This window comes from Burkholderia pyrrocinia, assembly GCF_022809715.1.
GTDB classification, from domain to species: domain Bacteria; phylum Pseudomonadota; class Gammaproteobacteria; order Burkholderiales; family Burkholderiaceae; genus Burkholderia; species Burkholderia pyrrocinia_C.
This window is the reverse complement of sequence record NZ_CP094459.1, coordinates 1,503,865-1,526,149: the sequence shown is the minus strand read 5'-3', so window position 1 is coordinate 1,526,149 and position 22,285 is coordinate 1,503,865. Positions and strand designations below refer to the sequence as shown.

Below are 22,285 nucleotides of genomic sequence, written 5' to 3'. Positions count from 1 at the left end.
CGGGGCGCTGCATCACGCAGCGCCCCGTTTGCATTCGTCGCTCGACGGTCGAGACGAGGCGCACCGCGCCCCGCCCGCTTGCGTCAGGTCGCGCTGCCCGCGATCTTCGGCGTCGTCGTCTCGACGTCGCCGCACTGCGCACGATGGCGCAATGCATGGTCGATCAGCACCAGTGCGAGCATCGACTCGGCGATCGGCGTCGCGCGGATGCCGACGCACGGATCGTGGCGACCGAAGGTTTCCACCGTAGCCTCCTCGCCGGCCTTCGTGATCGAGCGGCGCGGCGTGCGAATGCTCGACGTCGGCTTGATCGCGATCGACACGGTGATGTCCTGTCCCGTCGAGATCCCGCCGAGCACGCCGCCCGCATGGTTGCCGACGAAGCCGCCCGGCGTCAGCTCGTCGCCGTGCACGGAGCCGCGTTGCGCGACGCTGTCGAAGCCCGCGCCGATCTCGACGCCCTTCACCGCGTTGATGCTCATCATCGCCTTCGCGATGTCCGCATCGAGACGGTCGAACACGGGTTCGCCCCAGCCGACCGGCACGCCCGACGCGACGACGTCGATGCGCGCGCCGATCGAATCGCCATCCTTGCGCAGCGCATCCATGTAGGCCTCGAGCTCGGGAACGACCGCCGCGTTCGGCGAGAAGAACGGATTCTCGCGCACGTGCGACCAGTCGACGAACGGCACGTCGATCTCGCCGAGGCCGCTCATGTAGCCGCGCACCTCGACACCGAAGCGCTCGCGCAGCCACTTCTTCGCGACCGCGCCCGCGCCGACGATCGGCGCGGTCAGGCGTGCAGACGAGCGGCCGCCGCCGCGGTAGTCGCGGATGCCGTACTTCTGCCAGTACGTGTAATCGGCATGGCCGGGACGGAACGTCTCGACGATGTTGCCGTAGTCCTTGCTGCGCTGGTCGGTGTTACGGATCAGCAGCGCGATCGGCGTGCCGGTCGTCACGCCTTCGAACACGCCCGACAGGATCTCGACCTCGTCGGCCTCCTGCCGTTGCGTCACGTGCCGCGACGTGCCGGGCTTGCGGCGATCGAGCTCGACCTGGATGTCGGCTTCGGTCAGCCCCATCCCCGGCGGGCAGCCGTCGATCACGCAGCCGATCGCGGGACCGTGCGATTCGCCGAAGGTCGTGACAGTGAAAAGCGTGCCGAGGGTATTGCCGGACATGATGGAACCGCCCAAAGAGAAATGAGCAAACCGATGCGCCGCCCGGGCCGCAGGCAGGTCGATCGTTTGCCGGTCGAGAAAAAGAGGTAAGCCGCTATTATGCCAGCCGTCCCGACAGAGCGTGCCGCACGAGACGCAGGCCGGGCGCACGGTACGTGCACGCGCAGCCCGGTCGGTGCTGCCGGAAGCCCGTTCCGGCCCGCTTCCAGGCAAAATACTCGCCCGACGCGATACCGGCGGGCACCCCGCCCGCCTACTTCCGAGCGCCGCGCAGCTCGGTCACCGCGGCCTGCAGCGATTCGGGCGTCGCGACCGACGCCGGAATCGGCTCGCCGACCGCCAGCGTCAGCCGGCTCATCACGCCGCGCTTGATGGGCCGCGGCATCCGCGCATCGGAATGCCGCGAAAAATAGCTGCCCCACAATCCGCGCAATGCCATCGGAATCACCGGCGCCGGCGTGCGGCTCAGGATCTCGGTGATGCCGTGGTGGAACGTGTTGATGTCGCCCGTCTTCGTCAGCTTGCCCTCGGGGAAGATACACACGAGTTCGCCGTCCTTCAGCGCGGCCTCGCACGCGTCGTACGCGCGCGCGAGCATCCCGGGGTCCTCGTGACGCGGCGCGATCGGGATCGCCTTCGCATGCCGGAACACCCAGCTCGCGAAGCGCGTCTTGAAGATCCGGTGATCCATCACGAAACGGATCGGGCGCGGGCTCGCGGCGGCCAGCACGAGCGCATCGACATAGCTGACATGGTTGCAGACGAGCACGGCCGCACCCTCCGCCGGAATCCGCTCCGCGTGCACGAGGCGAATCCGGTAGAAGGTGTGCACGAGCACCCACGCGACGAAGCGCAGCAGGAACTCGGGCACGAGCAGGTAGATATACGCCGCGACGATGACGTTCAGCAGCGCGGTGACGAGGAACAGGCCCGGGATGCCGACGCCGGCCTTGGTCAGCCCCATCGCCATCACGGCCGACAGGATCATGAACAGCGCGTTCAGGATGTTGTTCGCGGCGATGATCCGCGCACGGTGCGTCGGTGCGCTGCGGCTCTGGATCAGCGCGTACAGCGGCACGCTGTAGAAGCCGCCGAACATCGCGAGCAGGAACAGGTCGGCGAGGATGCGCCAGTGGCGCGCGCCGGCCAGGAATTCACCGACCGACAGCAGGTGGCCGGGCGACGGCAGCGCGTGGCTCGCGAAATACAGTTCGATCGCGAACACGCTGATGCCGATCGAGCCGAGCGGCACGAGGCCGATCTCGACGCGCCGCTGCGACAGGCGCTCGCACAGCAGCGAACCGAGGCCGATGCCGACCGAGAACGTCGCGAGCAGGATCGTGACGACGTCGGGGCTCGCGGACAGCACGTCCTTCGCGAAATTGAAGAACGACGTGAGGAACGTCGCGCCGACGAACCACAGCCACGAGATGCCGAGCAGGCTCAGGAACACGGTGCGGTTCTGCCGCGCGAGCCCGAGGTTGCGCCAGGTCTCGCTGAACGGATTCCAGTTGATCGCGAGATCGGGCTGCGGCGCCGGCGTGGACGGCACGCGCTGCGAGACGAGCCGCCCCGCGATCGCGATGACGACGACGCTCACCGCGAGCACGCGCTCGCCGCTGCCTTCGATGCCAGCGGCCGCGCCGCCGATGATCGTGCCGATCAGGATCGCGATGAACGTGCCCATCTCGACGAGACCGTTGCCGCCGACCAGTTCGTGCTCGCCGAGATGTTGCGGCAGGTACGAATACTTGACGGGCCCGAACAGCGTCGAGTGCATCCCCATCATGAACGTGCACAGATACAGCAGGGCCGCGCTGTGCGTGACGAAGCCGGCCGCGCCGACCAGCATCAGCACGATCTCGAAGGTCTTCACGAAGCGCGTGAGGGTCGCCTTGTCGTACTTGTCGGCGATCTGGCCGGACGTCGCCGAGAACAGCACGAACGGCAGGATGAAGATCGCGGAAATCAGGAATGCGGCGGTCTTCGCGTCGACACCGGAGAACCGTGCTGTGTGATAGGTGACGAGCGACGTGAAGCCGATCTTGAAGACGTTGTCGTTCAGCGCGCCGAGGAACTGGGTCGTGAAGAACGGTGCGAAACGGCGCTCGCGCAGCAGGTCGAACTGCGATGCGTGGGCGCGCCGTTCGTCGCGCCGCCCCGAAGTGGCTTGCGTTTGATCGCTCATGCGGAATACGCGCGCGTCGTCTTGGCGAAGCTGCGCGGGCCTTGTTGTGTTGTCGTTGAAAAAACGGCGGCGCAGGACAAACCTGCGCCGCCGCGTGCCGGATGGCGACGCCCGCGCGTCAGGGCGCCGGGCGCGGCGTGGTTCACGGCTTGTGCGCTTCGGCTTCCGATTCCGGCCAGTCGCGGATGTACGCCTTCAGCATCCGGTTCTCGAAGCTCTGCGCCTCGACGACCGTCTTCGCGACGTCGTAGAACGAAATGACGCCCATCAGCACCTTCTTGTCGAGCACGGGCATGTAGCGCGCGTGGCGCTCGAGCATCATCCGGCGCACTTCGTTGACGTCCGTTTCCGGCGTGCACGTGAGCGGCTCGTCCATCACCTTGCGCACCTGCACGTCGCCGATCGCACCTCCGTTGACGTGCAGGCGCAGGATGATCTCGCGGAACGTCAGCATCCCGACGAGATCGCCGTACTCCATCACGACGAGCGAACCGATGTCGTGCTCGGCCATCGTATCGACCGCTTCGCGCAGCGGCTTATCGGGCGTCACCGTAAACAGCGTGTTGCCCTTCACTTTCAGAATATCGCTGACGCGCATCGTAGTCCCCTCATGCTTGAATGCAAAACCTCTTTCGATCCTATCGGAAAGCCTGTCAAAAGGAAAGCACGGGCCGGCGCGGCGGGCCGCCCCGCTTGCGGACACCGGCCGCCGGCCGCACAATGGCCGCATGAACAGCGGCCCGAGGAGACGGCCATGGCGCATACGCATTCGGAGCAATTCGCCAGCTTCGCTGATTTCTACCCGTATTACCTGAACGAACACCAGAACCTGACGTCGCGGCGGCTGCACTTCATCGGCTCGCTCGGCGTGATCGGCTGCGTCGCGATGGCGATCGCGACAGGCCACTGGTTGTGGCTGCCGGCAGCTGTCGTCTGCGGCTACGGGTTCGCGTGGGTCGGACACTTCTTCTTCGAGAAGAATCGCCCGGCCACGTTCCGGCACCCGATCTACAGCCTGATGGGCGACTGGGTGATGTTCAAGGACATCTGCATCGGCAAGATTTCACTGTAGCCGCCAGCCCCGCACTCACGCGGGCCGCGGCGGCCGCGCGTGCGGGTCGGGCACGCCGTCCGGCGCCTGCCCCGGGATACCCGTCGGCTGTGCGCCCGCGAGCCGGTGCGCGGCGATCAGCGACGCGAGCGACACGTCGAACCGCTCGTTCGACAGCACCTCGAGCAGCGCCGCGCCGTCGACATGGCTGCGCCGCCGCTGCAACTGGTAGGTCAGCTCCGTGCGGTCGATCACCAGCACGTCGAACAGTTGCGCCAGGGTCAGCTGCTCCGGGTTCGCCAGCAGGACATAGCGCGGCGCGGCATCGCCGCCGTCCAGCCGCGCGACCCATTCGCGTTCCTCCATGGTCGTCAGCAGCCGTTGCGCGGTTTCCATGTCGCAGCGCAGCATGGCCGCGAGCCGCAGCGCCGCGTACCCTGGCTTGCCGGCCGCGCGCGCCTCGGCAAGCCGCGCGAGCAGTTCGAGCGCATCGAGCAGGTCGCTGCCCGGATAGTGGATGCGATGGAACTGGCCGACGCGGATCGCCGGCAGCGCGGAGGTCACCATCGCGCCGAGCAGCGCGACGAACCAGCTGAGATACACCCATAGCAGGAACACCGGCAGCGCCGCGAATGCGCCGTACACGGCCGTATAGGTCGGAATGCGCCGCACGTAGTAGCCGAAGCCGCGCTTCGCGAGTTCGAACGCGACGGCCGCGAACAGCCCGCCGATCACCGCGTCGCGCCACGCGACCGTGCAGTTCGGCAGGTACACGTACAGCAGCGTGAACGCGAGCACCGTCAGCGGCAGCGACGCGAGCGCGAGCAGCCACTCGACGATCGACGTCGACGGCGCGGCGCCGGTGAACGCCAGCGACTGCGTGAACAGGTACGACGAGATCGACAGGCTCACGCCGAACAGCAAGGGCCCAAGCGTGATCAGCGCCCAGTACGCGAGCACGCGCTGCGCGAACGGCCGCGGCTTGCGCACCCGCCAGATCAGGTTGAACGCCGATTCGATGGTCATCATCGTCATCACCGACGTGACGACGAGCACGATCAGGCCGGCCGTCGTCAGCCCCTTGGCCTTCGACGCGAACTGGTTCAGGTACTTGAAGATCTGGATGTTGAACTGCGCGGGCATCAGGTGATCCGCGAGGAACCCCTGCAGCGACAGCTGGAACGACGCGAACATCGGGAACGCGGTGAACAGCGCGAACGCGACCGTCACGAGCGGCACGAGCGCCAGCATCGTCGTGAACGTGAGGCTGCCCGCCACTTGCGGAATGCGATCCTCGGCGCTGCGCCGGGCCGCGAACTGCGCGAGGCGCTTGATGGTGTCGAGATCGACGTTCAACTTCGGCAAACGGCTTCTCCTTCTTGATGCCGCGCGCCCGCAGGCGCGCCGCCGCCGCGCTGCGCGACGGCTTCAGCCCCTATAATAGCCGCTCGATCCAGCAGGGGCCGACTGCACCGGGCACGCGCGCGGCCGCACGCGGTTCCGTAGCCCATGAAAGACATCCTCGTCCTCTATTACAGCCGTCACGGCGCCACGCGCGATCTCGCGCTCGCGATCGCCAACGGCATCGACAGCGTGCCTGGCATGCAGGCACGCATCCGCACCGTGCCGCCCGTGTCGACGGTCTGCGAAGCCAGCGCCCCGACATTCCCGCCGACGGTCCGCCCTATGCGGAACTGCGCGACCTCGAGGAATGCGCGGGCCTCGCGCTCGGCTCGCCGACCCGCTTCGGCAACATGGCCGCCGCGCTCAAGTATTTCCTCGACGGCACGACGCCGCAATGGCTGTCGGGCGCGCTGACCGGCAAGCCGGCGAGCGTGTTCACGTCGACCGGCAGCCTGCACGGCGGCCAGGAATCGACGCTGCTGTCGATGATGCTGCCGCTGCTGCATCACGGGATGATGATCGTCGGGATCCCGTACACCGAATCCGCGCTCAGCACGACCCGCACCGGCGGCACGCCGTACGGCGCGTCGCATGTCGCGCAGCACGGCCGCGCCGACCCCGAAAGGCTGTCGGCGGACGAAAAGGCGCTCGCGGCCGCGCTCGGCGTGCGGCTCGCACGCGCGGCGGCCGCCCTCTCCAACGCCCAGGCCGCCGACGCCGCATGAACGCGCCCGCCCGCCCCGCCGTCGCTGCCCGGCCGCGCTGCGCGCTGGCCGCCGTCGCGTGCCTCGTCGCACTGATCGCACTGTCGCTCGCGTGGGAGCTGTGGCTCGCGCCGCTGCGCCCGGGCGGCTCCGCGCTGATGCTGAAGGCCGTGCCGCTCGCGCTCGCACTGCCCGGCGTCTGGCGGCGTAACATCTATACGATGCAGTGGGCGAGCATGCTGATTCTCGTCTATTTCGCCGAAGGCATCGTGCGCGGCATGTCCGATGGCGGGTTGTCCGCAACGCTCGGCTGGTGCGAGACCGCACTTGCCGTCGGCTTCTTCGTGGCGGCGCTGGCGTACGTCGCGCCGTTCAAGCGCGCGGCGAAAAAGTCGCGCGCCGCGTCCTGACCCTTACGCGACAAGGTAATGATGTCCTCCGAAGCTTTCGTTTCCGCGTGCCGCGACGCGATCGGCGCCGACCATGTGCTGACCGATCCGCACGATACCGAACCGTTCCTGACCGACTGGCGCCGCCGCTACAAGGGTGTCGCGTGCGCGGTGCTGAAACCCGCGAACACGGCCGAAGTCGCCGCGCTCGTCAAGCTGGCCAACGCGCACGGCATCGCGCTCGTGCCGCAAGGCGGCAACACGGGCCTCGCCGGCGGCGCGACGCCCGACGCGAGCGGCAGCCAGGCCGTGCTGAGCGTCGCGCGCCTGAACCGCGTGCGTGCGCTCGATCCGCACAACAACACGATCACCGTCGAAGCCGGCGTGATCCTCGCCGACGTGCAGGCACGCGCCCGCGAAGGCGGCCGGCTGTTCGCGCTGAGCCTCGCGGCGGAAGGCAGCTGCACGATCGGCGGCAACCTGTCGACCAATGCTGGCGGCACCGCGGTGCTGCGCTACGGCAACGCGCGCGAGCTGTGCCTCGGGCTCGAGGTCGTGACGCCGCAGGGCGAGATCTGGGACGGCCTGCGCGGGCTGCGCAAGGACAACACCGGCTACGACCTGCGCGACCTGTTCATCGGCGCGGAAGGCACGCTCGGGATCATTACCGCTGCCGTGATGAAGCTGCATCCGCTGCCGGCCGCGCAGGTCACGGCGCTCGCCGCGCTCGAATCGCCGCACGCGGCGCTCGACTTCCTCTCGCTCGCGCAGCGTGCGGCCGGGCCGCTGCTGACCGGCTTCGAGCTGATGTCGGATTTCTGCATGCAACTGGTCGGCAAGCACTACCCGCAACTGCGCTACCCGTTCGCGCAGACGCATTCGCAGACGGTGCTGCTCGAACTGTCCGACAACGAAAGCGAAGCGCATGCGCGCGCGCTGTTCGAGAAACTGATGGAAGAAGCGTTCGAGGCCGGGCTCGTGGTCGACGCGGTGGTCGCGGAGAATCTCGCGCAGTCGCGCGCGTTCTGGGACCTGCGCGAGCACATCCCGCTCGCGCAGGCCGACGAGGGTCTCAACATCAAGCACGACATCGCGGTGCCGATCTCGTCGGTCGCGCGGTTCATCGACGAGACCGACGCGGCGATCCAGCAGGCCGCGCCGGGCGCGCGGATGGTCACGTTCGGCCACCTCGGCGACGGCAACCTTCACTACAACGTGCAGATGCCCGAAGGCGGCGATCCGAAGGCATTCCTCGCCGCGTTCCAGGCGCCGATCAACCGGATCGTCTACGACAACGTGCACCGCCACCACGGCACGATCAGCGCGGAACACGGGATCGGCCAGTTGAAGATCGACGACGCGCAGCGCTACAAGTCGCCGGTCGAAACGACGCTGATGCGCACGCTGAAGACCGCGCTCGACCCGCGCGGCCTGATGAATCCCGGCAAGGTCCTGCGCTGAAGCCGCCCACTCCGGAGCGAAGCCCGTGAAAGTCCGCATCCTGTCCGACCTGCATCTCGAAAGCAACCAGCCCGACGTGATCGCGCATGCCGACGCGGATCTCGTCGTGCTCGCCGGCGACATCCACAATCACGCGGAAGGCCTGCGCTGGGCCGCCGAGACGTTCGACCCGGCCGTGCCGGTGATCTACGTGCCGGGCAACCACGAGTACTACGATGGGGAATTCGGCGCGCTGGAGGCGGCGATGCGCGACGCGGCGCATGCGCTCGACAACGTGCATTACCTGAACAACGGCGTCTACGTCGATCCCGAACAGCGCTTCCGCGTGCTCGGCACGACGCTGTGGGCCGATTTCTCGCTGTTCGGCAGCGACGAAGCCAGCATCGCCACCTCAATCGAAGCCGCGCTGCGCGTGATGCTCGATTTCAAGGGATTGATCCAGGTGACCTGGCCGCACGACGCGGCGCTGCATGCGGCACCGGGCGCGGCGGAACGGGATTTCTCGCCGGCCGACGCGATCGCGCTGCATCGGCAAGGCCGCGCGTGGCTGGAAGCCCAGCTCGCGGTGCCGTTCGCGGGGCGGACGATCGTCGTCACCCATCATGCGCCGCACCGGCGCTCGCTGGCGGAACGCTATGCGGAAGACCTTGCGTCGGCGGGGTTCGTCACGGATATGGCTGAACTCGTGCGGCCGCCGGTGGATTTGTGGATCCACGGCCACACGCATACGTCATTCGACTATGTTGCGGACGGCGGCACGCGCGTGGTGTGCAATCCGCGCGGCTACATCCGCCGGCGCACCGGCGAACTGGAAAATACCGCGTTCGCGTGGGACAAGGTCGTCGAGCTCGGCTGAACGCCAAGCCCGCCCGGCCGCGTTGCGCGGCCTTCTCCGACCGGGGCTGATACGGGTCGTACGGGCTGATATGGCCCGATCAGCGGTCGCTGCGGCGCGATCCGTGCTGTGCCGCGCGCACGCGCACCGGCACCGGCTTCATCCGTGCCTTCGCCTTCATCGCACGCAGCAGGTCGCGGGTCGCCGCGGCGGCAGCGGCTGCGCCAAGCAGGACTCCAAGGCCGATCATCAGGTGCGTATCCATTGCTACTCCGGGGTGACGTATATCGATTACTTTAACAGTATCAAACTGTCAGACACGCGTTCGTAAAAAAATGTTGCGTGAAGGACAAATCTCGTCAGATTGCAGTCAACCGCGCGCTCATGTCGCACGCGTGTACTGCTCGAGCGCGGCTTCGTCGGCGGCGAGCGTGGACGGCAGTTCGTCACGCAGGAAATCGACCCAGGTACGGATTTTCGCGTCGAGGTACTGACGCGACGGATAGAGCGCGTAGATGTTCATCACGTGCGACCGGTATTCGGGCATCACGCGCACGATATGCCCGCTGCGCAGCCAGCCGATCGCCGAATAAAGCGGCAGCCCGCCGATCCCCATCCCCTCCCGCACGGCCACCGCGAGCGCCTCGGCGACGTTCACGCGAAACGGCGGCGCCGTGATCGGAACGACTTCTTCGCCGTTCGGCCCCGCCAGCGCCCATTCGTCGTAGTGAAAGCCCGGCGCGACCATCCCGAGGCACACGTGCTGCGCGAGATCCGCCGGCCGCTGCGGCACGCCGTGCGCCTCGACGTAGCCGGGCGACGCACACACGACGCTGTAGCTCTCGCCGAGCCGCTGCGACACGAGCCCCGAATCGGGCAGGTCGCGGCCGACGACGATTGCAACGTCGTACCCCTCGTCGAGCAGGTCGGGCATCCGCTGCGCGAGCGTCAGCTCGACGTGCACGTCCGGATAGCGCTCGCGATAGCGCGCAATGGCCGGCACCAGGTAGTGCTGGCCGAGGCTCGTGAAGCAATGGACCTTCAGCTTGCCGGACGGGCGCGCGTGCGCGTCGCCGGCCTCGGCTTCGGCCTGGTCGACGTACGCGAGGATCTGCTCGCAGCGCTGCAGGTAGCGCTCGCCGGCTTCGGTCAGCGCGATCCGGCGCGTCGTGCGGTTTAGGAGACGCGTGCGCAGGTGCGCCTCGAGATCCGAGACCGCGCGCGACGCATAGGCGGTGGTCGAATTCATCTGCTGGGCGGCCGCGGTAAAGCTCCCCGCGTCGACCACGCGGACGAATACCCGCATGTTTTGTAACGTATCCATCCGATTACCCGTTTGAATCCGGACGGATTGTTGCACAGAGGCGAACAAGTATTGTCTCAGGATTCGTAAAAATGACTTGCACCGTTGTCCATTTATTCAGGAATCACTGAAAAATATAATCGCATCCGACTCATCTATATCCGAAAGGGAGAAAATCGTGCAGTCTCCGGCGACAAAAGGGACGCTCGCACTGGCGGTTCTTGCAGTCTCATTAATAATGGCCGGATGCGCGAGCATGGGCGACAACAAGCCGCAGTCGGCCCGCATCGAAGCGAACGCGCTCGACGCCGGCGCCGCGATCCGCGCAGCCGACCGCGACGCGGGCTGGCCCGCGGCCGACTGGTGGCGCGCCTACCGCGATCCGCAACTCGATTCCTGGATCGCCGCCGCCCAGGCCGGCAACCCGACACTCGCGGCCGCCGAGGCACGCGTGCGCGAAGCGCAGGCGATGGCGCGCGTCGCCCGCTCGGCCGAACTGCCGCAGATCAACGGCAATCTTTCGCTGATGCGCGAGCACTGGCCCGACAACGTGTTCTACGGCCCGGGCCCGCTCGCGAACGCCGATACCTGGAACAACACCGGCACGCTCAGCCTGTCGTACCACCTCGACCTGTGGGGCAAGGACAAGAACACGACCGAACGCGCGCTCGACACCGCGCATGCGACCGCCGCCGACGCGCGCGCGGCGAAGCTCGAACTCGAAGTCAACGTCGTGCGCGCGTATGTCGGCATGTCGATGAACTATGCGCTGCTCGACCTCGCGCACGAAACGTTCGAACGCCAGCGCTCGCTCGCCGATCTCGCGCGCAAGCGGCTGCAGGCCGGCCTCGGCACGCAGCTCGAAGTGAGCCAGGCGGAATCGACGCTGCCCGACTACGAGCGCCAGATCGACAGCTATGAAGAAGCGATCCAGCTCGCGCGCCACCAGCTCGCCGCACTGGCCGGCAAGGGCCCGGGCGCCGGCGACGCGATCAAGCGGCCGCAGCTTGCGCTCGACGCGCCGTCCGGCCTGCCGTCGGCGCTGCCGGCCGACCTGCTCGGCCGCCGCCCCGATGTGGTCGCGGCGCGCTGGACGGTCGACGCGCAGGCGCGCGGCATCGATGTCGCGAAGGCCTCGTTCTACCCGAACATCGACCTGCTCGCGACGGTCGGCGGCTTCGGCGTGACCGCGCCGTTCACCGACTTCCTGCGCGCGATGAACGGCGGCTGGACGGCCGGCCCCGCGCTGACGCTGCCGATCTTCGAAGGCGGCCGGCTGCGCGCGCAGCTCGGCGCGGCGAATGCCGGCTACGACCAGGCGGTCGAGCGCTACAACCAGACGATCGTCGGCGCGCTCAAGGACATCGCCGACCAGGTCGTGCGAATCCGCTCGCTCGATACGCAGAAGAAGGACGCCGCGCGCTCGGTGGCCGCCAACGACCGCAGCTACCAGTTGTCGCGCGAGGGCTTCCGCCGCGGGCTGACCGATTACGTGAACGTGCTGATCGCGCAACAGCAGTTGCTGCGCGCGCAGGAGACGGCGGCCCGCATCGATGCGGAACGCCTCGCCGCGCACGCGCAGCTGATGGCCGCGCTCGGCGGCGGCGTCGAGACGGGCAAAGACGTTCCGGCGGACGACCAACCCGCCGACGGTGCCAACCCGTCGGACGCGAAGCCCGCGGCGGCCGTTGCCCGGCCCGCGCAGGTCGCCGCGACCGGCACGCCGGCCGCACGGTAACGCGGAGCGACCGCCATGTCAGCCTCCTCCCCCGCTTCCACGCACGCCGGCGGTCCGCTCGCGGCCTGGTCCGCCGCGTTCGGCGACTGGGCCCGCAGCGACGGCGCCGCGTGGCTCTACCTGTTCAAGGCGCTGCTCGCCGCGTTCATCGCGACCGGCGTATCGATGCGGCTCGACCTGCCCGCGCCGAAAACGGCGATGACCACGGTGTTCATCGTGATGCAGCCGCAAAGCGGCGCGGTGCTCGCGAAGAGCTTCTACCGCGTCGCCGGCACGATCTTCGGGCTCATCGCGACGCTCACGTTCGTCGGCTTGTTTCCGCAGCAGCCGCAGCTGTTCCTGCTGGCGGTCGCACTGTGGGTCGCGCTGTGCACGGCCGGCGCCGCACGCAACCGCAACTTCCGCAGCTACGGCTTCCTGCTGGCCGGCTACACGACCGCGCTGATCGGGCTGCCCGCTTCGCAGCACCCGGACGGCGCGTTCATGAGCGCGCTGACGCGCGTTGCCGAAATCATGGTCGGGATCGTGTCGGCCGGCGTGGTCAGCGCGCTCGTGTTTCCGCAGTACACGGGCGAGCAGATGCGCACGACGGTGCGCAAGCGCTTCGGCAGCTTCGTCGACTATGTTGCTTCGGCGCTGTCGGGCAAGCTCGACCGCGCGCATATCGAAACCATCCATACGCGCTTCGTCGCCGACGTGGTCGGGTTCGAGGCCGCGCGCAGCATGGCCGTATTCGAGGATCCGGATACGCGGATGCGCAGCGGCCGCCTCGCGCGGCTGAACAGCGAGTTCATGAGCGCATCGAGCCGTTTCCATGCGCTGCACCAGTTGATGAACCGGCTGCATGCGGCCGGCGCGCAGGCCGCGATCGACGCGATCGAGCCGTACTTCCGCGAGATCGCGCCGCTGCTGCTGACGCCCACGGGCGAACCCGTGCGCTCGTCGACCGACGCGGGGCACGCGGCCGAGCAACTGCTCGCATGGCGCGACGCGCTGCCGCGCCGCATCCGCGCGACCCGTGCGGCGCTCGAAACGCAGCCGGACTTTCCGCTGCTCGACTTCGATACAGCCGCCGAACTGCTGTACCGCTTCATCACCGACCTGCACGAGTACGCGGCGACCTATGCGTCGCTGTCGACCGCGACGCACGAACGCGAGCGCTGGATCGAACGCTACGAGCCGCGCACCAACATGACGGCGATGGTGATCGCGGCGATTCGCACCGCGACCGTGATCCTGGTGCTCGGCTGGTTCTGGATCGAGAGCGCATGGCCGAGCGGCGTGACGCTCACGCTGACGGCGGCGGCCACCTGCGCGCTCGCGTCGTCGACGCCGCGCCCGACCGCGATGTCCGCGCAGATGGGGATGGGAACGGCACTCGCCGTCTGCACGGGTTTCCTGCTGACGTTCGGCATCTATCCGCACATCGACGGCTTCCCGCTGCTGTGCGTCGCGCTCGCGCCGCTGCTCGCGATCGGCATCTTCATGACGCTGAAGCCGAAGCTCGCGGGCTACGGGATGGGCTACCTGATCTTCTTCAGCTTCCTCGCCGGCCCGGACAACATCACGCACTACGATCCGACCAGCTTCATGAACGACGCGCTCGCGCTCGTGCTGTCGATGCTGGCGTCGGCGATCGCGTTCGCGGTGCTGTTCCCGCCGACCGCGCCGTGGCTCAAGAAGCGGCTGTTCGCCGACCTGCGCCACCAGGCCGTCGCGGCCTGCCACGCGCGGCTCGCCGGCTTGCGCACGCGCTTCGAGAGCGGCGCGCGCGACCTGATGTACCAGGCCCACACGCTGTCGGCCGACCAGCCCGACGTGCAGCGCGATGCGCTGCGCTGGATGTTCGCGGTGCTCGAAACCGGCAACGCGGCGATCGATCTGCGCCACGAGCTGGCGACGCTGCCGTCCGACCCGCGCTATGCGCCGGCGATGCCGTGGCGTCGCGCGATCGAGACGATGCGCGGCTCGCTGTCGACGCTGTTCGCGAAACCGAGCGCCGCGCGCTTCGATGCGACGCTCGCCGCGACCAATGCCGCAATCGATGCGACCCGGCAGACGCTCGACGCGTTCGAGCCGACGCGCGACGAGCGCCACCGGCTGCAGCGCATCCTGAGCCATCTGCATTTCGTGCGCACCGCGCTGCTCGATCCGGAATCGCCGCTCGAGCCGCTCAACCGCAACCGCCCCGTGCGTCCCCAACCAGGAGCCTCGTCATGATGCCGCGTGAAATCGCCATTCTCGATGCCTACATGCCCACGGTGGTGCTGATGTTCGTCCTCGGCGCGCTCGCGACCTGGGCCGTCGACCGCCTGCTCGCCTATACAGGCCTCTACCGTCTGGTCTGGCACCCGTCGCTGTTCCGGGCCTGCCTTCTCGTCTGCATTTGCGGCGGACTGAGTCTTGCCGTTTACCGTTGATTCCGAACCATCATGATTCTCAGAAAACTCTTCGGCTTCGTCGCGACCGCCGTCATCCTTCTCGTCGCGATCCTGATCGGGCGCTCGCTGTGGGTGCACTACATGGACGATCCGTGGACGCGCGACGGGCGCGTGCGCGCCGAGATCGTCAACGTCGCGCCGGACGTGTCGGGCGCGATCGTCGAGCTGCCCGTGCATGACAACCAGCTCGTGAAAAAAGGCGACCTGATCATGCAGATCGACCCGTCGCACTACCAGATCGCGGTCGAGCAGGCGCAGGCGGCCGTCGCCGCCCGCCGCGCGGAACTGCAGATGCGCCGCGACGACGCGGCCCGCCGCGCCGATCTCGATGCGCTCGTCGTATCGAAGGAAAACCGCGAGAACGCGGCGCACAGCGCGTCGAGCGCCGATGCGCAGTACCAGCAGGCAATCGCCGCGCTCGACGCCGCGAAGCTCAATCTCGAACGCACGCGCGTCGTCGCGCCGGTCGACGGCTACATCACGAACCTGCAGACGTTCAAGGGCAACTACGCGGTGGCCGGCCAGGCGAAGCTCGCGATCGTCGACAGCCACTCGTTCTGGGTCTACGGCTATTTCGAGGAAACCAAGCTGCCGCGCGTGAAGATCGGCGCGCCGGCCGAGATGCGGCTGATGAGCGGCGGCGTGATGAAGGGCCACGTCGAAAGCATCTCGCGCGGCATCTACGATCGCGACAACCCGCAAAGCCGCGACCTCGTCGCGGACGTGAACCCGACCTTCAACTGGGTGCGCCTCGCGCAGCGCGTGCCGGTGCGCATCCGGATCGACGAAGTGCCGGCCGACGTGGTGCTGTCGGCGGGCACGACCTGCACGGTCATCATCGATCCGATCAAGCAGAAGAAATCGTAAGCGCGGAGCGGCCGGGCGCGCTCAGGCCGCGATGCGAAAACGCCCGACCAGCGACTTCAGCGCCTGCGCCTGTTCGTCGAGCGCGTTCGCGGCCGCCGCCGCCTGTTCGACGAGCGCCGCATTCTGCTGCGTGCCGGCGTCCATCTGCGTGACCGCGCGGCCGATCTCTTCGATCCCGGCGCTCTGCTCGTCCGATGCCGCGGAAATCTCGCCGATGATGTCCGTCACGCGCTTGACCGCGCGCACGACGTCGTCCATCGTGCGGCCCGCGTCGTGCGCGAGCGCCGCGCCGTTCGCGACGCGCTCCACCGATGCGCCGATCAGCGCGCGGATCTCCTTCGCCGCGGTCGCCGCGCGCTGCGCGAGCAGGCGCACCTCGCCCGCGACCACCGAGAAGCCGCGCCCCTGTTCGCCGGCGCGCGCGGCCTCGACCGCCGCATTCAACGCGAGAATGTTGGTCTGGAACGCGATCCCCTCGATCGTGCCGATGATCTCGCGAATGTTCTTCGCGCTGTCGTCGATCTCGCTCATCGTCGCGACCACGCGCCCGACGACTTCACCGCCCGTTTCCGCAACGGCCGACGCATTGGCCGCGAGCGTGCTCGCCTGCCGCGCGTTCTCGGCGTTCTGCCGCACGGTCGACGTGAGCTGCTCCATGCTGGCCGCGGTGCGTTCGAGCGCGACGGCCTGCTGCTCGGTGCGCCGCGACAGGTCGAGATTGCCGGTCGAGATCTCGCCGGACGCGGCCGCGATGGCCTCTGCGCTGACGGCGATCTCGCCGACGGTCGCCGCGAGCCCCGTCTGCATCTCGGCCAGCGCGCGCACCATGCTGTCGCGGTCGTGCCGGCCGAGCGCGATCGGCCGCGTCAGGTCGCCGCGCGCGATGTCGGCGGCAATCGCCTTCGCGTGCGCGGGCTCGCCGCCGAGCTGCGACGCGAGGCGCCGCACGACGCGTTCGGCGATCGCGATCGCGAGCACGATCAGCGCGGCCGTCATGATCGCGATCATCGCGAACGACGACGAGAAGATGGTGGCGGACGCATCGAGCGTCGCCTTCGATTTCTCGCCGCGCGTCTTCACGAGTTCGGCGACGAGCTTTTCGAGCTTGCCGGTTTCGACCAGCAGCGACACGTCCTGCGTGCCAACCTGCCAGTTCATCTGCGACAGGTCGAGCGGCTGCGCGCGCACGAGCGCGACGAAATCGCGCAGATGCGCGCTCCACGTGCCGACGGCCGTCGAGAACGCACGCAGCCGCGCCGAATCGCCGGCGTCGGCCGGATCCGCGTAGCGCTGCAGCGTGCCGAGCGCCTGGCCGATCGACGCGAGCCCCGCGCCGACCTCCGCGCCCAGCTCGTCGCGCTCCTTCGCGGTGGTCGCGGTCAGCAGCATCTTCTGCGCACGGCTCGCCCGCAGCACCTCGGCACGGACTTCCTGCGCCGCGCGGCTCGCGACGTGGCCCTGCTCGTAGACCGACGAGATCGACGCGTTCAGCCGGCTGATCTGCCACAGCGAAAACACGCCGATCGCGAGCGTGCCGGCCAGCAGGATCGCGAACGCGGCGCGCAAGGTCGCCTTGACGGTCCACGGCCGGCGCTCACGACGCTCACGACGCGCCGCGCGCGGGCGCCGTGCGGCGCGACCGGCGGCAACGTCGGGTGCGGCGGCGGCCGCACCCGGCCGCGGATGCAATGATGCTGCTTTCATCGATATATCCCCGTATGGATCACGCTGCCGGAAAGGTCGGTTCCGGCGTTCCGCGATGGCAGGCCATGCCGCGCGTCCTGCGCCTGCACGGCGGATAGCCGGTGCCGGGCGCGGCGCACCTGTGGTCATTGGGTCGTTCTACGGCCGCCACCGCCGTTTCTTGAGTCCGGTAAAACACGCAACCGGGCTCCGGCGCGGCCTCGCAATCAGGCAGACGCGCCGCCAGCGTTATACCCGGTCAAAAAAACGGGCAGCGGCCGATCTGTCGGATGAATGTCCGATTCGCGATAAAACTTGGCCTGACATTCCTGATGCGCCACATTACACTTCTTTGACGCATCAACGATTCCAAACGCGCCGATCCCCATCAGAGCGCGCCCGTTACCTCAACTCGTTCAGCTCACATGGAAACCAGCCTCGACACCGGAGCCGCCGGCGCAGCCGCCGCGCAGCCGTCCGCGCCCCCCGCATCGCGCACCGTCTATCCGGTGCTCGGCGCGATCAGCTTCTCGCACATGCTCAACGACATGATCCAGTCGTTGATCCTCGCGATCTATCCGATGCTCAAGAGCCAGTTCGCGCTGTCGTTCGCGCAGATCGGCCTGATCACGCTCACCTACCAGATCACCGCGTCGCTGCTGCAGCCGCTCATCGGCCTCTATACCGACAAGCGTCCGAAGCCGTATTCGCTGCCGGTCGGCATGGGCTTCACGCTCGCGGGGCTGCTGCTGATGTCGGTCGCGACGAGCTTTCCGATGCTGCTGGCGGCCGCGGCGCTGGTCGGCTGCGGTTCGTCGGTATTCCATCCCGAGTCGTCGCGCGTCGCGCGGATGGCGTCGGGCGGCCAGCACGGGCTCGCGCAGTCGGTGTTCCAGGTCGGCGGCAACGCGGGCTCCGCGCTCGGGCCGCTGCTCGCCGCGCTCGTGATCATTCCGCACGGCCAGCACAGCATCGCGTGGTTCTCCGCGGCCGCGCTCGTCGCGATGGTCGTGCTCACACAGATCGGCCACTGGTACAAGAAGCATCCGTCGATGAAGAAGAATGCCGCGGCGGCCGGCCACCCGACGCTGTCGCGCGGCCGCGTGATCGGCGCGATCGGCGTGCTGGTGCTGCTCGTGTTCTCGAAGTACTTCTACCTCGCGAGCATCAACAGCTATTTCACGTTCTACCTGATCGACAAGTTCCACCTGTCGGTGCAGGCCGCGCAGATCCACCTGTTCGTGTTCCTCGCGGCCGTGGCGGCCGGCACGCTGATCGGCGGGCCGGTCGGCGACCGGATCGGCCGCAAGTACGTGATCTGGGTGTCGATCCTCGGCGTCGCGCCGTTCACGCTGCTGCTGCCGTACGCGAACCTGTTCTGGACGAGCGTGCTGACCGTGATCATCGGCATCGTGCTGGCGTCGGCGTTCGCCGCGATCCTCGTCTATGCGACGGAACTGATGCCCGGCAAGGTCGGGATGGTCGCGGGCCTGTTCTTCGGCTTCGCGTTCGGCCTCGGCGGCGTCGGCGCGGCCGTGCTCGGCCAGCTCGCCGACGCGACGAGCATCACGTTCGTCTACAAGGTGTGTTCGTTCCTGCCGCTGATCGGCGTGCTGACGGTGTTCCTGCCGAACCTCGAAAGCAGCCGGCGCAAGAAGGCGTGACAAGCCGGCCGCGGCGTGCTCGCCGCGGCCGGCCCAAAGGCTTGTACGGAGAAAACGACGGCGGCTTCAGGCCGCCGTCGCCGCATGCAGCGTCAGGAAACGCTTGAGGATGCCGGACGAATAGCTGCTCGCGATCGCCGACAGGAAGTGCGAGAACGACTGCGTCGCATGATCGTCGGCCGTATCGGAGATCGTGCGCACCAGCGCGAACGGCACGTCGTGCTCCGCGCACACCTGCGCGATCGCCGCGCCTTCCATTTCGACCGCGAGCGCGTCCGGCAGCGCATCGCGCAGCGTGACGACCTCGCGCTCGCTCGACACGAAGCGGTCGCCGCTGATGACGAGCCCTGCGTGCAGCGTCGCGCCGGCGAGCCCGAAGCGCTCGGCGAACAACGCGCCCTCTTCCGCGACGAACAGCATGCACGCGGCCCTGAGACGGGCCGTCAGTGCCGCGTCGGTCGCGAAGCGCGTGATGCCGAGCAGCGGCACCTCGTAGCGCGGAAAGAGCGGCGATGCGTCGAGATCGTGCTGCAGCAGCATGTCGGCCACGACGACGTCGCCGACGCGCACCGTGCGCGACACGCCGCCCGCGACGCCGGTAAACACGACGCCCGCCACGCCGAACACATGGATCAGCGCGCTGACCGTCGCGGCGGCCGCGACCTTGCCGACCCGCGCGAGCGTGACGACGCAGGCCGCGCCGTGCACGGTGCCGACGTGGTAATCGCGGCGGCCGAACGTGATCGTCTTCATCGCGCCGTCGGCGCGCATCGCGGTGATCAGGTCGCCGAGTTCCTCGGGCAGCGCGGCCAGAATGCCGAGCGGGCGCGTCGCAGGCATATCAACCATGTCGATGCTCATCATTCCACCGCCTGCAGTTTCGCGACCGCGAGCGCGAGCCACTTCTCGCCGTGCCGCTTGAACTTCACCTGCGCCTTCGCATCGGTGCCGCTGCCTTCGAGCGCGGTGACCGTGCCTTCGCCGAACTTGGTATGGAACACCTGCTGGCCGACCCGAAAGCCGGCGCCGGCCGCGCGCTGCTTGTCCGCGAACGCGGGCAGCGGCGCGGACACCGCCGCATCGACGATCTGCTCGCGGCTGCCGCCGCCCGGCCGCGCGAACCAGTCGCGCCCGTATCCCGCGTTGTCCGAACGCCCGCCCCAGCGCGAACCGGCCTCGACCTTCGGCGTCAGCCACTTCAGCACGTGCTCCGGCAACTCGTCGAAGAAGCGCGAGCGCACGTTGTAGCGCGTCTGGCCGTGCAGCATCCGGCTCTGCGCGAACGACAGGTAGAGCCGCTCCTTCGCGCGCGTGATCGCGACGTACATCAGCCGGCGCTCCTCCTCGAGGCCGTCCGATTCGAGCACGCTGTTCTCGTGCGGGAACAGCCCTTCCTCGAGGCCCGTGATGAACACAGCCGAGAATTCGAGCCCCTTCGCCGCGTGCACCGTCATCAGCTGCACGGCGTCCTGCCCGGCCTGCGCCTGGTTGTCGCCGGCCTCCAGCGACGCATGCGACAGGAAGCCGGCGAGCGGCGTCATCGTATCGGGGTTCTGCGCCGGATCGCCGGGCGACGCGGGATCGAGTACGTCGACCGCCGGATCGTCCGTCGCCGCGCCGAGTTCGGGCGCCGCGATCGCGCCCGCGCGCAGCGGGATCGAGCGGGCCGGCGTGTCGAGCCCGTAGCCTTCCTCCGCGACGAATGCGGTCGCCGCGTTCACGAGTTCCTGCAAGTTTTCGAGACGGTCCTGCCCTTCACGCTCGCCCTGGTAGAAATCGGCGAGGCCGCTCGCGCGCACGACGTACTCGACCGTGTCCGGCAAATTCATTTGCTGCGTGTCGGCGCGCATCTTCGCGACCAGGTTCGCGAACCCGCCGAGACTCGTGCCGGCCTTGCCCGTCACGTACGGAATCGCAGCGGCCATCGAGCAGCCGTACAGGCGCGCGGCGTCGGCGAGTTGCTCGATCGAGCGCGCGCCGATCCCGCGGGTCGGGAAGTTCACCACGCGCACGAACGCCGTGTCGTCGTTCGGGTTGTCGATCAGGCGCAGGTACGCGAGCGCATGCTTCACTTCCTGACGCTCGAAGAAGCGCAGGCCGCCGTACACGCGGTACGGGATGCCCGACGACATCAGCGTGTGCTCGATCGAGCGCGACTGCGCGTTGCTGCGGTACAGGACGGCCACTTCGCTGCGCGCCATCCCGGTGTTGATCAGCGAGCGAATCTCTTCGACGATCCAGCCGGCTTCCTGCGAATCGGTGCTGGCCTCGTACACGCGCACGGGCTCGCCGTGGCCCGCGTCGGTGCGCAGGTTCTTGCCGAGGCGGTGCGCGTTGTTCGAGATCAGCTGGTTCGCCGCATCGAGGATGTTGCCGTGCGACCGGTAGTTCTGCTCGAGCTTGATCAGGTTGCGCACGCGGAATTCGTCTTCGAAATCGCGCATGTTGCCGACGTTCGCGCCGCGGAACGCGTAGATCGACTGGTCGTCGTCGCCGACCGCGAAGATCGCGTTCTGGCCGCCCGCGAGCATCTTGAGCCACGCGTATTGCAGCTTGTTGGTGTCCTGGAACTCGTCGACGAGGATGTGCTTGAAGCGCGCCTGGTAGTGCGCGCGCAGCGGCGCGTTGTACGCCAGCAGCTCGTAGCAGCGCAGCAGCAGCTCGGGGAAATCGACGACGCCCTCGCGCTGGCACTGCTGGTCGTACGCCTGGTACAGCTCGACGAACTTGCGGTTGAAGCTGTCGGTCGCGTCGACCTTGTCGGGACGCAGCCCCTGCTCCTTCGCGTTGTTGATGAAGTACTGGACGTTCTTCGGCGGGTACTTCTCGTCGTCGACGTTCGCCGCCTTCATCAGCCGCTTGATCGCGGACAGCTGGTCGGCCGTATCGAGGATCTGGAAGGTCTGCGGCAGGCCGGCATCGCGCCAGTGCGTGCGCAGCATCCGGTTGCACAGGCCGTGGAACGTGCCGATCCACATCCCGCGCGTGTCGATCGGCATCATCGCCGACAGGCGCGCCATCATCTCGCGCGCGGCCTTGTTCGTGAAGGTGACGGCGAGCACGGTGGGCGGCGACGCGTAGCCCTGCTGGATCAGCCATGCGATGCGCGTGATCAGCACGCGGGTCTTGCCGCTGCCCGCCCCTGCGAGGATCAGCGCCGGTTCGTTCGGCAACGTGACGGCGGCGTGTTGTTCGGGGTTCAGATTGGCGAGCAGATCGGGCATGGAGCGGCGGCGGACGGGCGAGAAAAATGCGGACCCGACATTATAAGTCGGCGGCGCGATGCCGTTCCCGATCCGTTCGGTCGAGCGCCGCAAGCGCGTTGCGGCCGCTTCGCGACAAGCCTGCGCCGGCAATGCGATGGCTGGTCGAT

18 protein-coding genes and 1 pseudogene are annotated in these 22,285 nt (G+C 68.1%); 10 read left to right on the top strand and 9 right to left on the bottom strand.

Annotation, left to right across the window (positions count from 1 at the left end):
• Positions 1–83: 83 nt before the first annotated feature.
• The 3 genes from aroC to MRS60_RS07145 all read right to left on the bottom strand — a co-directional run bounded on the left by aroC (position 84) and on the right by MRS60_RS07145 (position 3,970).
• The gene (gene aroC / locus MRS60_RS07155) at positions 84–1,184 is read right to left on the bottom strand and encodes a chorismate synthase (protein ID WP_034183402.1); all 1,101 of its coding nucleotides are present in this window, start codon (positions 1,182–1,184) and stop codon (positions 84–86) included.
• Between the two features lie 253 nt (positions 1,185–1,437).
• Positions 1,438–3,372 carry an MFS transporter gene (locus MRS60_RS07150; RefSeq protein ID WP_217590434.1) on the bottom strand — a complete coding sequence of 645 codons (1,935 nt, stop codon included), beginning with the start codon at positions 3,370–3,372 and terminating at the stop codon, positions 1,438–1,440.
• Positions 3,373–3,514: 142 nt separating this feature from the next.
• Positions 3,515–3,970, bottom strand: coding sequence for a CBS domain-containing protein (locus tag MRS60_RS07145; protein ID WP_006488504.1), 456 nt, complete (start codon positions 3,968–3,970; stop codon positions 3,515–3,517).
• A gap of 156 nt (positions 3,971–4,126) precedes the next feature.
• On the opposite strand from MRS60_RS07145, the gene MRS60_RS07140 reads away from it, so the two are divergent.
• The gene (locus MRS60_RS07140) at positions 4,127–4,444 is read left to right on the top strand and encodes an Mpo1-like protein (protein ID WP_034183400.1); all 318 of its coding nucleotides are present in this window, start codon (positions 4,127–4,129) and stop codon (positions 4,442–4,444) included.
• Between the two features lie 15 nt (positions 4,445–4,459).
• Here MRS60_RS07140 and MRS60_RS07135 read toward each other — a convergent pair whose 3' ends face one another.
• Positions 4,460–5,788, bottom strand: coding sequence for a YihY family inner membrane protein (locus MRS60_RS07135; protein WP_131946479.1), 1,329 nt, complete (start codon positions 5,786–5,788; stop codon positions 4,460–4,462).
• Positions 5,789–5,932: 144 nt separating this feature from the next.
• On the opposite strand from MRS60_RS07135, the pseudogene wrbA reads away from it, so the two are divergent.
• From wrbA to MRS60_RS07115, 4 genes and pseudogenes are all read left to right on the top strand, one after another.
• Positions 5,933–6,552 (top strand): annotated as a pseudogene (wrbA, locus tag MRS60_RS07130) (NAD(P)H:quinone oxidoreductase).
• Positions 6,549–6,941: a DUF2069 domain-containing protein gene (locus MRS60_RS07125; RefSeq protein WP_243565468.1), complete on the top strand. Its 393-nt coding sequence runs from the start codon at positions 6,549–6,551 to the stop codon at positions 6,939–6,941. The pseudogene wrbA and the gene MRS60_RS07125 overlap by 4 nt, the downstream one beginning before the upstream one ends.
• An 18-nt stretch (positions 6,942–6,959) precedes the next feature.
• The gene (locus MRS60_RS07120) at positions 6,960–8,381 is read left to right on the top strand and encodes an FAD-binding oxidoreductase (RefSeq protein WP_243565467.1); all 1,422 of its coding nucleotides are present in this window, start codon (positions 6,960–6,962) and stop codon (positions 8,379–8,381) included.
• 25 nt (positions 8,382–8,406) lie between these two features.
• Positions 8,407–9,237, top strand: coding sequence for a metallophosphoesterase (locus tag MRS60_RS07115; RefSeq protein ID WP_217590432.1), 831 nt, complete (start codon positions 8,407–8,409; stop codon positions 9,235–9,237).
• A 79-nt stretch (positions 9,238–9,316) separates the two neighbouring features.
• Here MRS60_RS07115 and MRS60_RS07110 read toward each other — a convergent pair whose 3' ends face one another.
• Entirely contained in the window at positions 9,317–9,481 is a 165-nt protein-coding gene (locus MRS60_RS07110) for a hypothetical protein (protein WP_165948056.1), read from the bottom strand.
• Positions 9,482–9,598: 117 nt separating this feature from the next.
• Complete coding sequence (locus MRS60_RS07105) at positions 9,599–10,540, bottom strand: LysR family transcriptional regulator (protein WP_105390696.1); 942 nt, start codon at positions 10,538–10,540, stop codon at positions 9,599–9,601.
• Between the two features lie 157 nt (positions 10,541–10,697).
• On the opposite strand from MRS60_RS07105, the gene MRS60_RS07100 reads away from it, so the two are divergent.
• The 4 genes from MRS60_RS07100 to MRS60_RS07085 are packed head-to-tail and all read left to right on the top strand — an operon-like array spanning position 10,698 to position 15,565.
• Positions 10,698–12,257, top strand: coding sequence for an efflux transporter outer membrane subunit (locus MRS60_RS07100; RefSeq protein WP_243565466.1), 1,560 nt, complete (start codon positions 10,698–10,700; stop codon positions 12,255–12,257).
• 15 nt (positions 12,258–12,272) lie between these two features.
• Positions 12,273–14,477, top strand: coding sequence for an FUSC family protein (locus MRS60_RS07095; protein ID WP_217590431.1), 2,205 nt, complete (start codon positions 12,273–12,275; stop codon positions 14,475–14,477).
• Positions 14,474–14,677 (top strand): DUF1656 domain-containing protein, encoded by a 204-nt coding sequence (locus tag MRS60_RS07090; protein WP_011351756.1) that lies wholly within the window; start codon positions 14,474–14,476, stop codon positions 14,675–14,677. Before MRS60_RS07095 ends, MRS60_RS07090 begins: the two co-directional genes overlap by 4 nt.
• A 12-nt stretch (positions 14,678–14,689) precedes the next feature.
• Positions 14,690–15,565, top strand: a complete 876-nt coding sequence (locus tag MRS60_RS07085; RefSeq protein WP_034183392.1) for an efflux RND transporter periplasmic adaptor subunit — start codon at positions 14,690–14,692, stop codon at positions 15,563–15,565.
• Between the two features lie 21 nt (positions 15,566–15,586).
• On the opposite strand, the gene MRS60_RS07080 is transcribed toward MRS60_RS07085, so the two are convergent.
• A complete protein-coding gene (locus MRS60_RS07080; RefSeq protein WP_034183391.1) occupies positions 15,587–17,269 on the bottom strand; it encodes a methyl-accepting chemotaxis protein in 1,683 nt (560 codons plus the stop codon).
• Between the two features lie 404 nt (positions 17,270–17,673).
• On the opposite strand from MRS60_RS07080, the gene MRS60_RS07075 reads away from it, so the two are divergent.
• Positions 17,674–18,912 (top strand): MFS transporter, encoded by a 1,239-nt coding sequence (locus MRS60_RS07075; RefSeq protein WP_243565465.1) that lies wholly within the window; start codon positions 17,674–17,676, stop codon positions 18,910–18,912.
• Between the two features lie 66 nt (positions 18,913–18,978).
• On the opposite strand, the gene MRS60_RS07070 is transcribed toward MRS60_RS07075, so the two are convergent.
• Both MRS60_RS07070 and MRS60_RS07065 read right to left on the bottom strand, forming a co-directional pair.
• Positions 18,979–19,776 (bottom strand): 5'-methylthioadenosine/adenosylhomocysteine nucleosidase, encoded by a 798-nt coding sequence (locus tag MRS60_RS07070; RefSeq protein WP_243565464.1) that lies wholly within the window; start codon positions 19,774–19,776, stop codon positions 18,979–18,981.
• On the bottom strand, positions 19,773–22,136 hold the full coding sequence (locus MRS60_RS07065; RefSeq protein WP_034183475.1) for a UvrD-helicase domain-containing protein: 2,364 nt from the start codon (positions 22,134–22,136) through the stop codon (positions 19,773–19,775). Before MRS60_RS07065 ends, MRS60_RS07070 begins: the two co-directional genes overlap by 4 nt.
• Between the last annotated feature and the right edge of the window lie 149 nt (positions 22,137–22,285).

What these genes read in the sequence shown, in the direction of transcription:
- MRS60_RS07145 (WP_006488504.1), bottom strand. Translation starts at nt 3,970, where the DNA reads ATGCGCGTCAGCGATATTCTGAAAGTGAAGGGCAACACGCTGTTTACG.
- MRS60_RS07105 (WP_105390696.1), bottom strand. Translation starts at nt 10,540, where the DNA reads ATGGATACGTTACAAAACATGCGGGTATTCGTCCGCGTGGTCGACGCG.
- MRS60_RS07085 (WP_034183392.1), top strand. Translation starts at nt 14,690, where the DNA reads ATGATTCTCAGAAAACTCTTCGGCTTCGTCGCGACCGCCGTCATCCTT.
- MRS60_RS07095 (WP_217590431.1), top strand. Translation starts at nt 12,273, where the DNA reads ATGTCAGCCTCCTCCCCCGCTTCCACGCACGCCGGCGGTCCGCTCGCG.
- MRS60_RS07080 (WP_034183391.1), bottom strand. Translation starts at nt 17,269, where the DNA reads ATGAAAGCAGCATCATTGCATCCGCGGCCGGGTGCGGCCGCCGCCGCA.
- MRS60_RS07150 (WP_217590434.1), bottom strand. Translation starts at nt 3,372, where the DNA reads ATGAGCGATCAAACGCAAGCCACTTCGGGGCGGCGCGACGAACGGCGC.
- MRS60_RS07075 (WP_243565465.1), top strand. Translation starts at nt 17,674, where the DNA reads ATGGAAACCAGCCTCGACACCGGAGCCGCCGGCGCAGCCGCCGCGCAG.
- MRS60_RS07070 (WP_243565464.1), bottom strand. Translation starts at nt 19,776, where the DNA reads ATGATGAGCATCGACATGGTTGATATGCCTGCGACGCGCCCGCTCGGC.
- MRS60_RS07125 (WP_243565468.1), top strand. Translation starts at nt 6,549, where the DNA reads ATGAACGCGCCCGCCCGCCCCGCCGTCGCTGCCCGGCCGCGCTGCGCG.
- MRS60_RS07140 (WP_034183400.1), top strand. Translation starts at nt 4,127, where the DNA reads ATGGCGCATACGCATTCGGAGCAATTCGCCAGCTTCGCTGATTTCTAC.
- MRS60_RS07110 (WP_165948056.1), bottom strand. Translation starts at nt 9,481, where the DNA reads ATGGATACGCACCTGATGATCGGCCTTGGAGTCCTGCTTGGCGCAGCC.
- MRS60_RS07120 (WP_243565467.1), top strand. Translation starts at nt 6,960, where the DNA reads ATGATGTCCTCCGAAGCTTTCGTTTCCGCGTGCCGCGACGCGATCGGC.
- aroC (WP_034183402.1), bottom strand. Translation starts at nt 1,184, where the DNA reads ATGTCCGGCAATACCCTCGGCACGCTTTTCACTGTCACGACCTTCGGC.
- MRS60_RS07065 (WP_034183475.1), bottom strand. Translation starts at nt 22,136, where the DNA reads ATGCCCGATCTGCTCGCCAATCTGAACCCCGAACAACACGCCGCCGTC.
- MRS60_RS07090 (WP_011351756.1), top strand. Translation starts at nt 14,474, where the DNA reads ATGATGCCGCGTGAAATCGCCATTCTCGATGCCTACATGCCCACGGTG.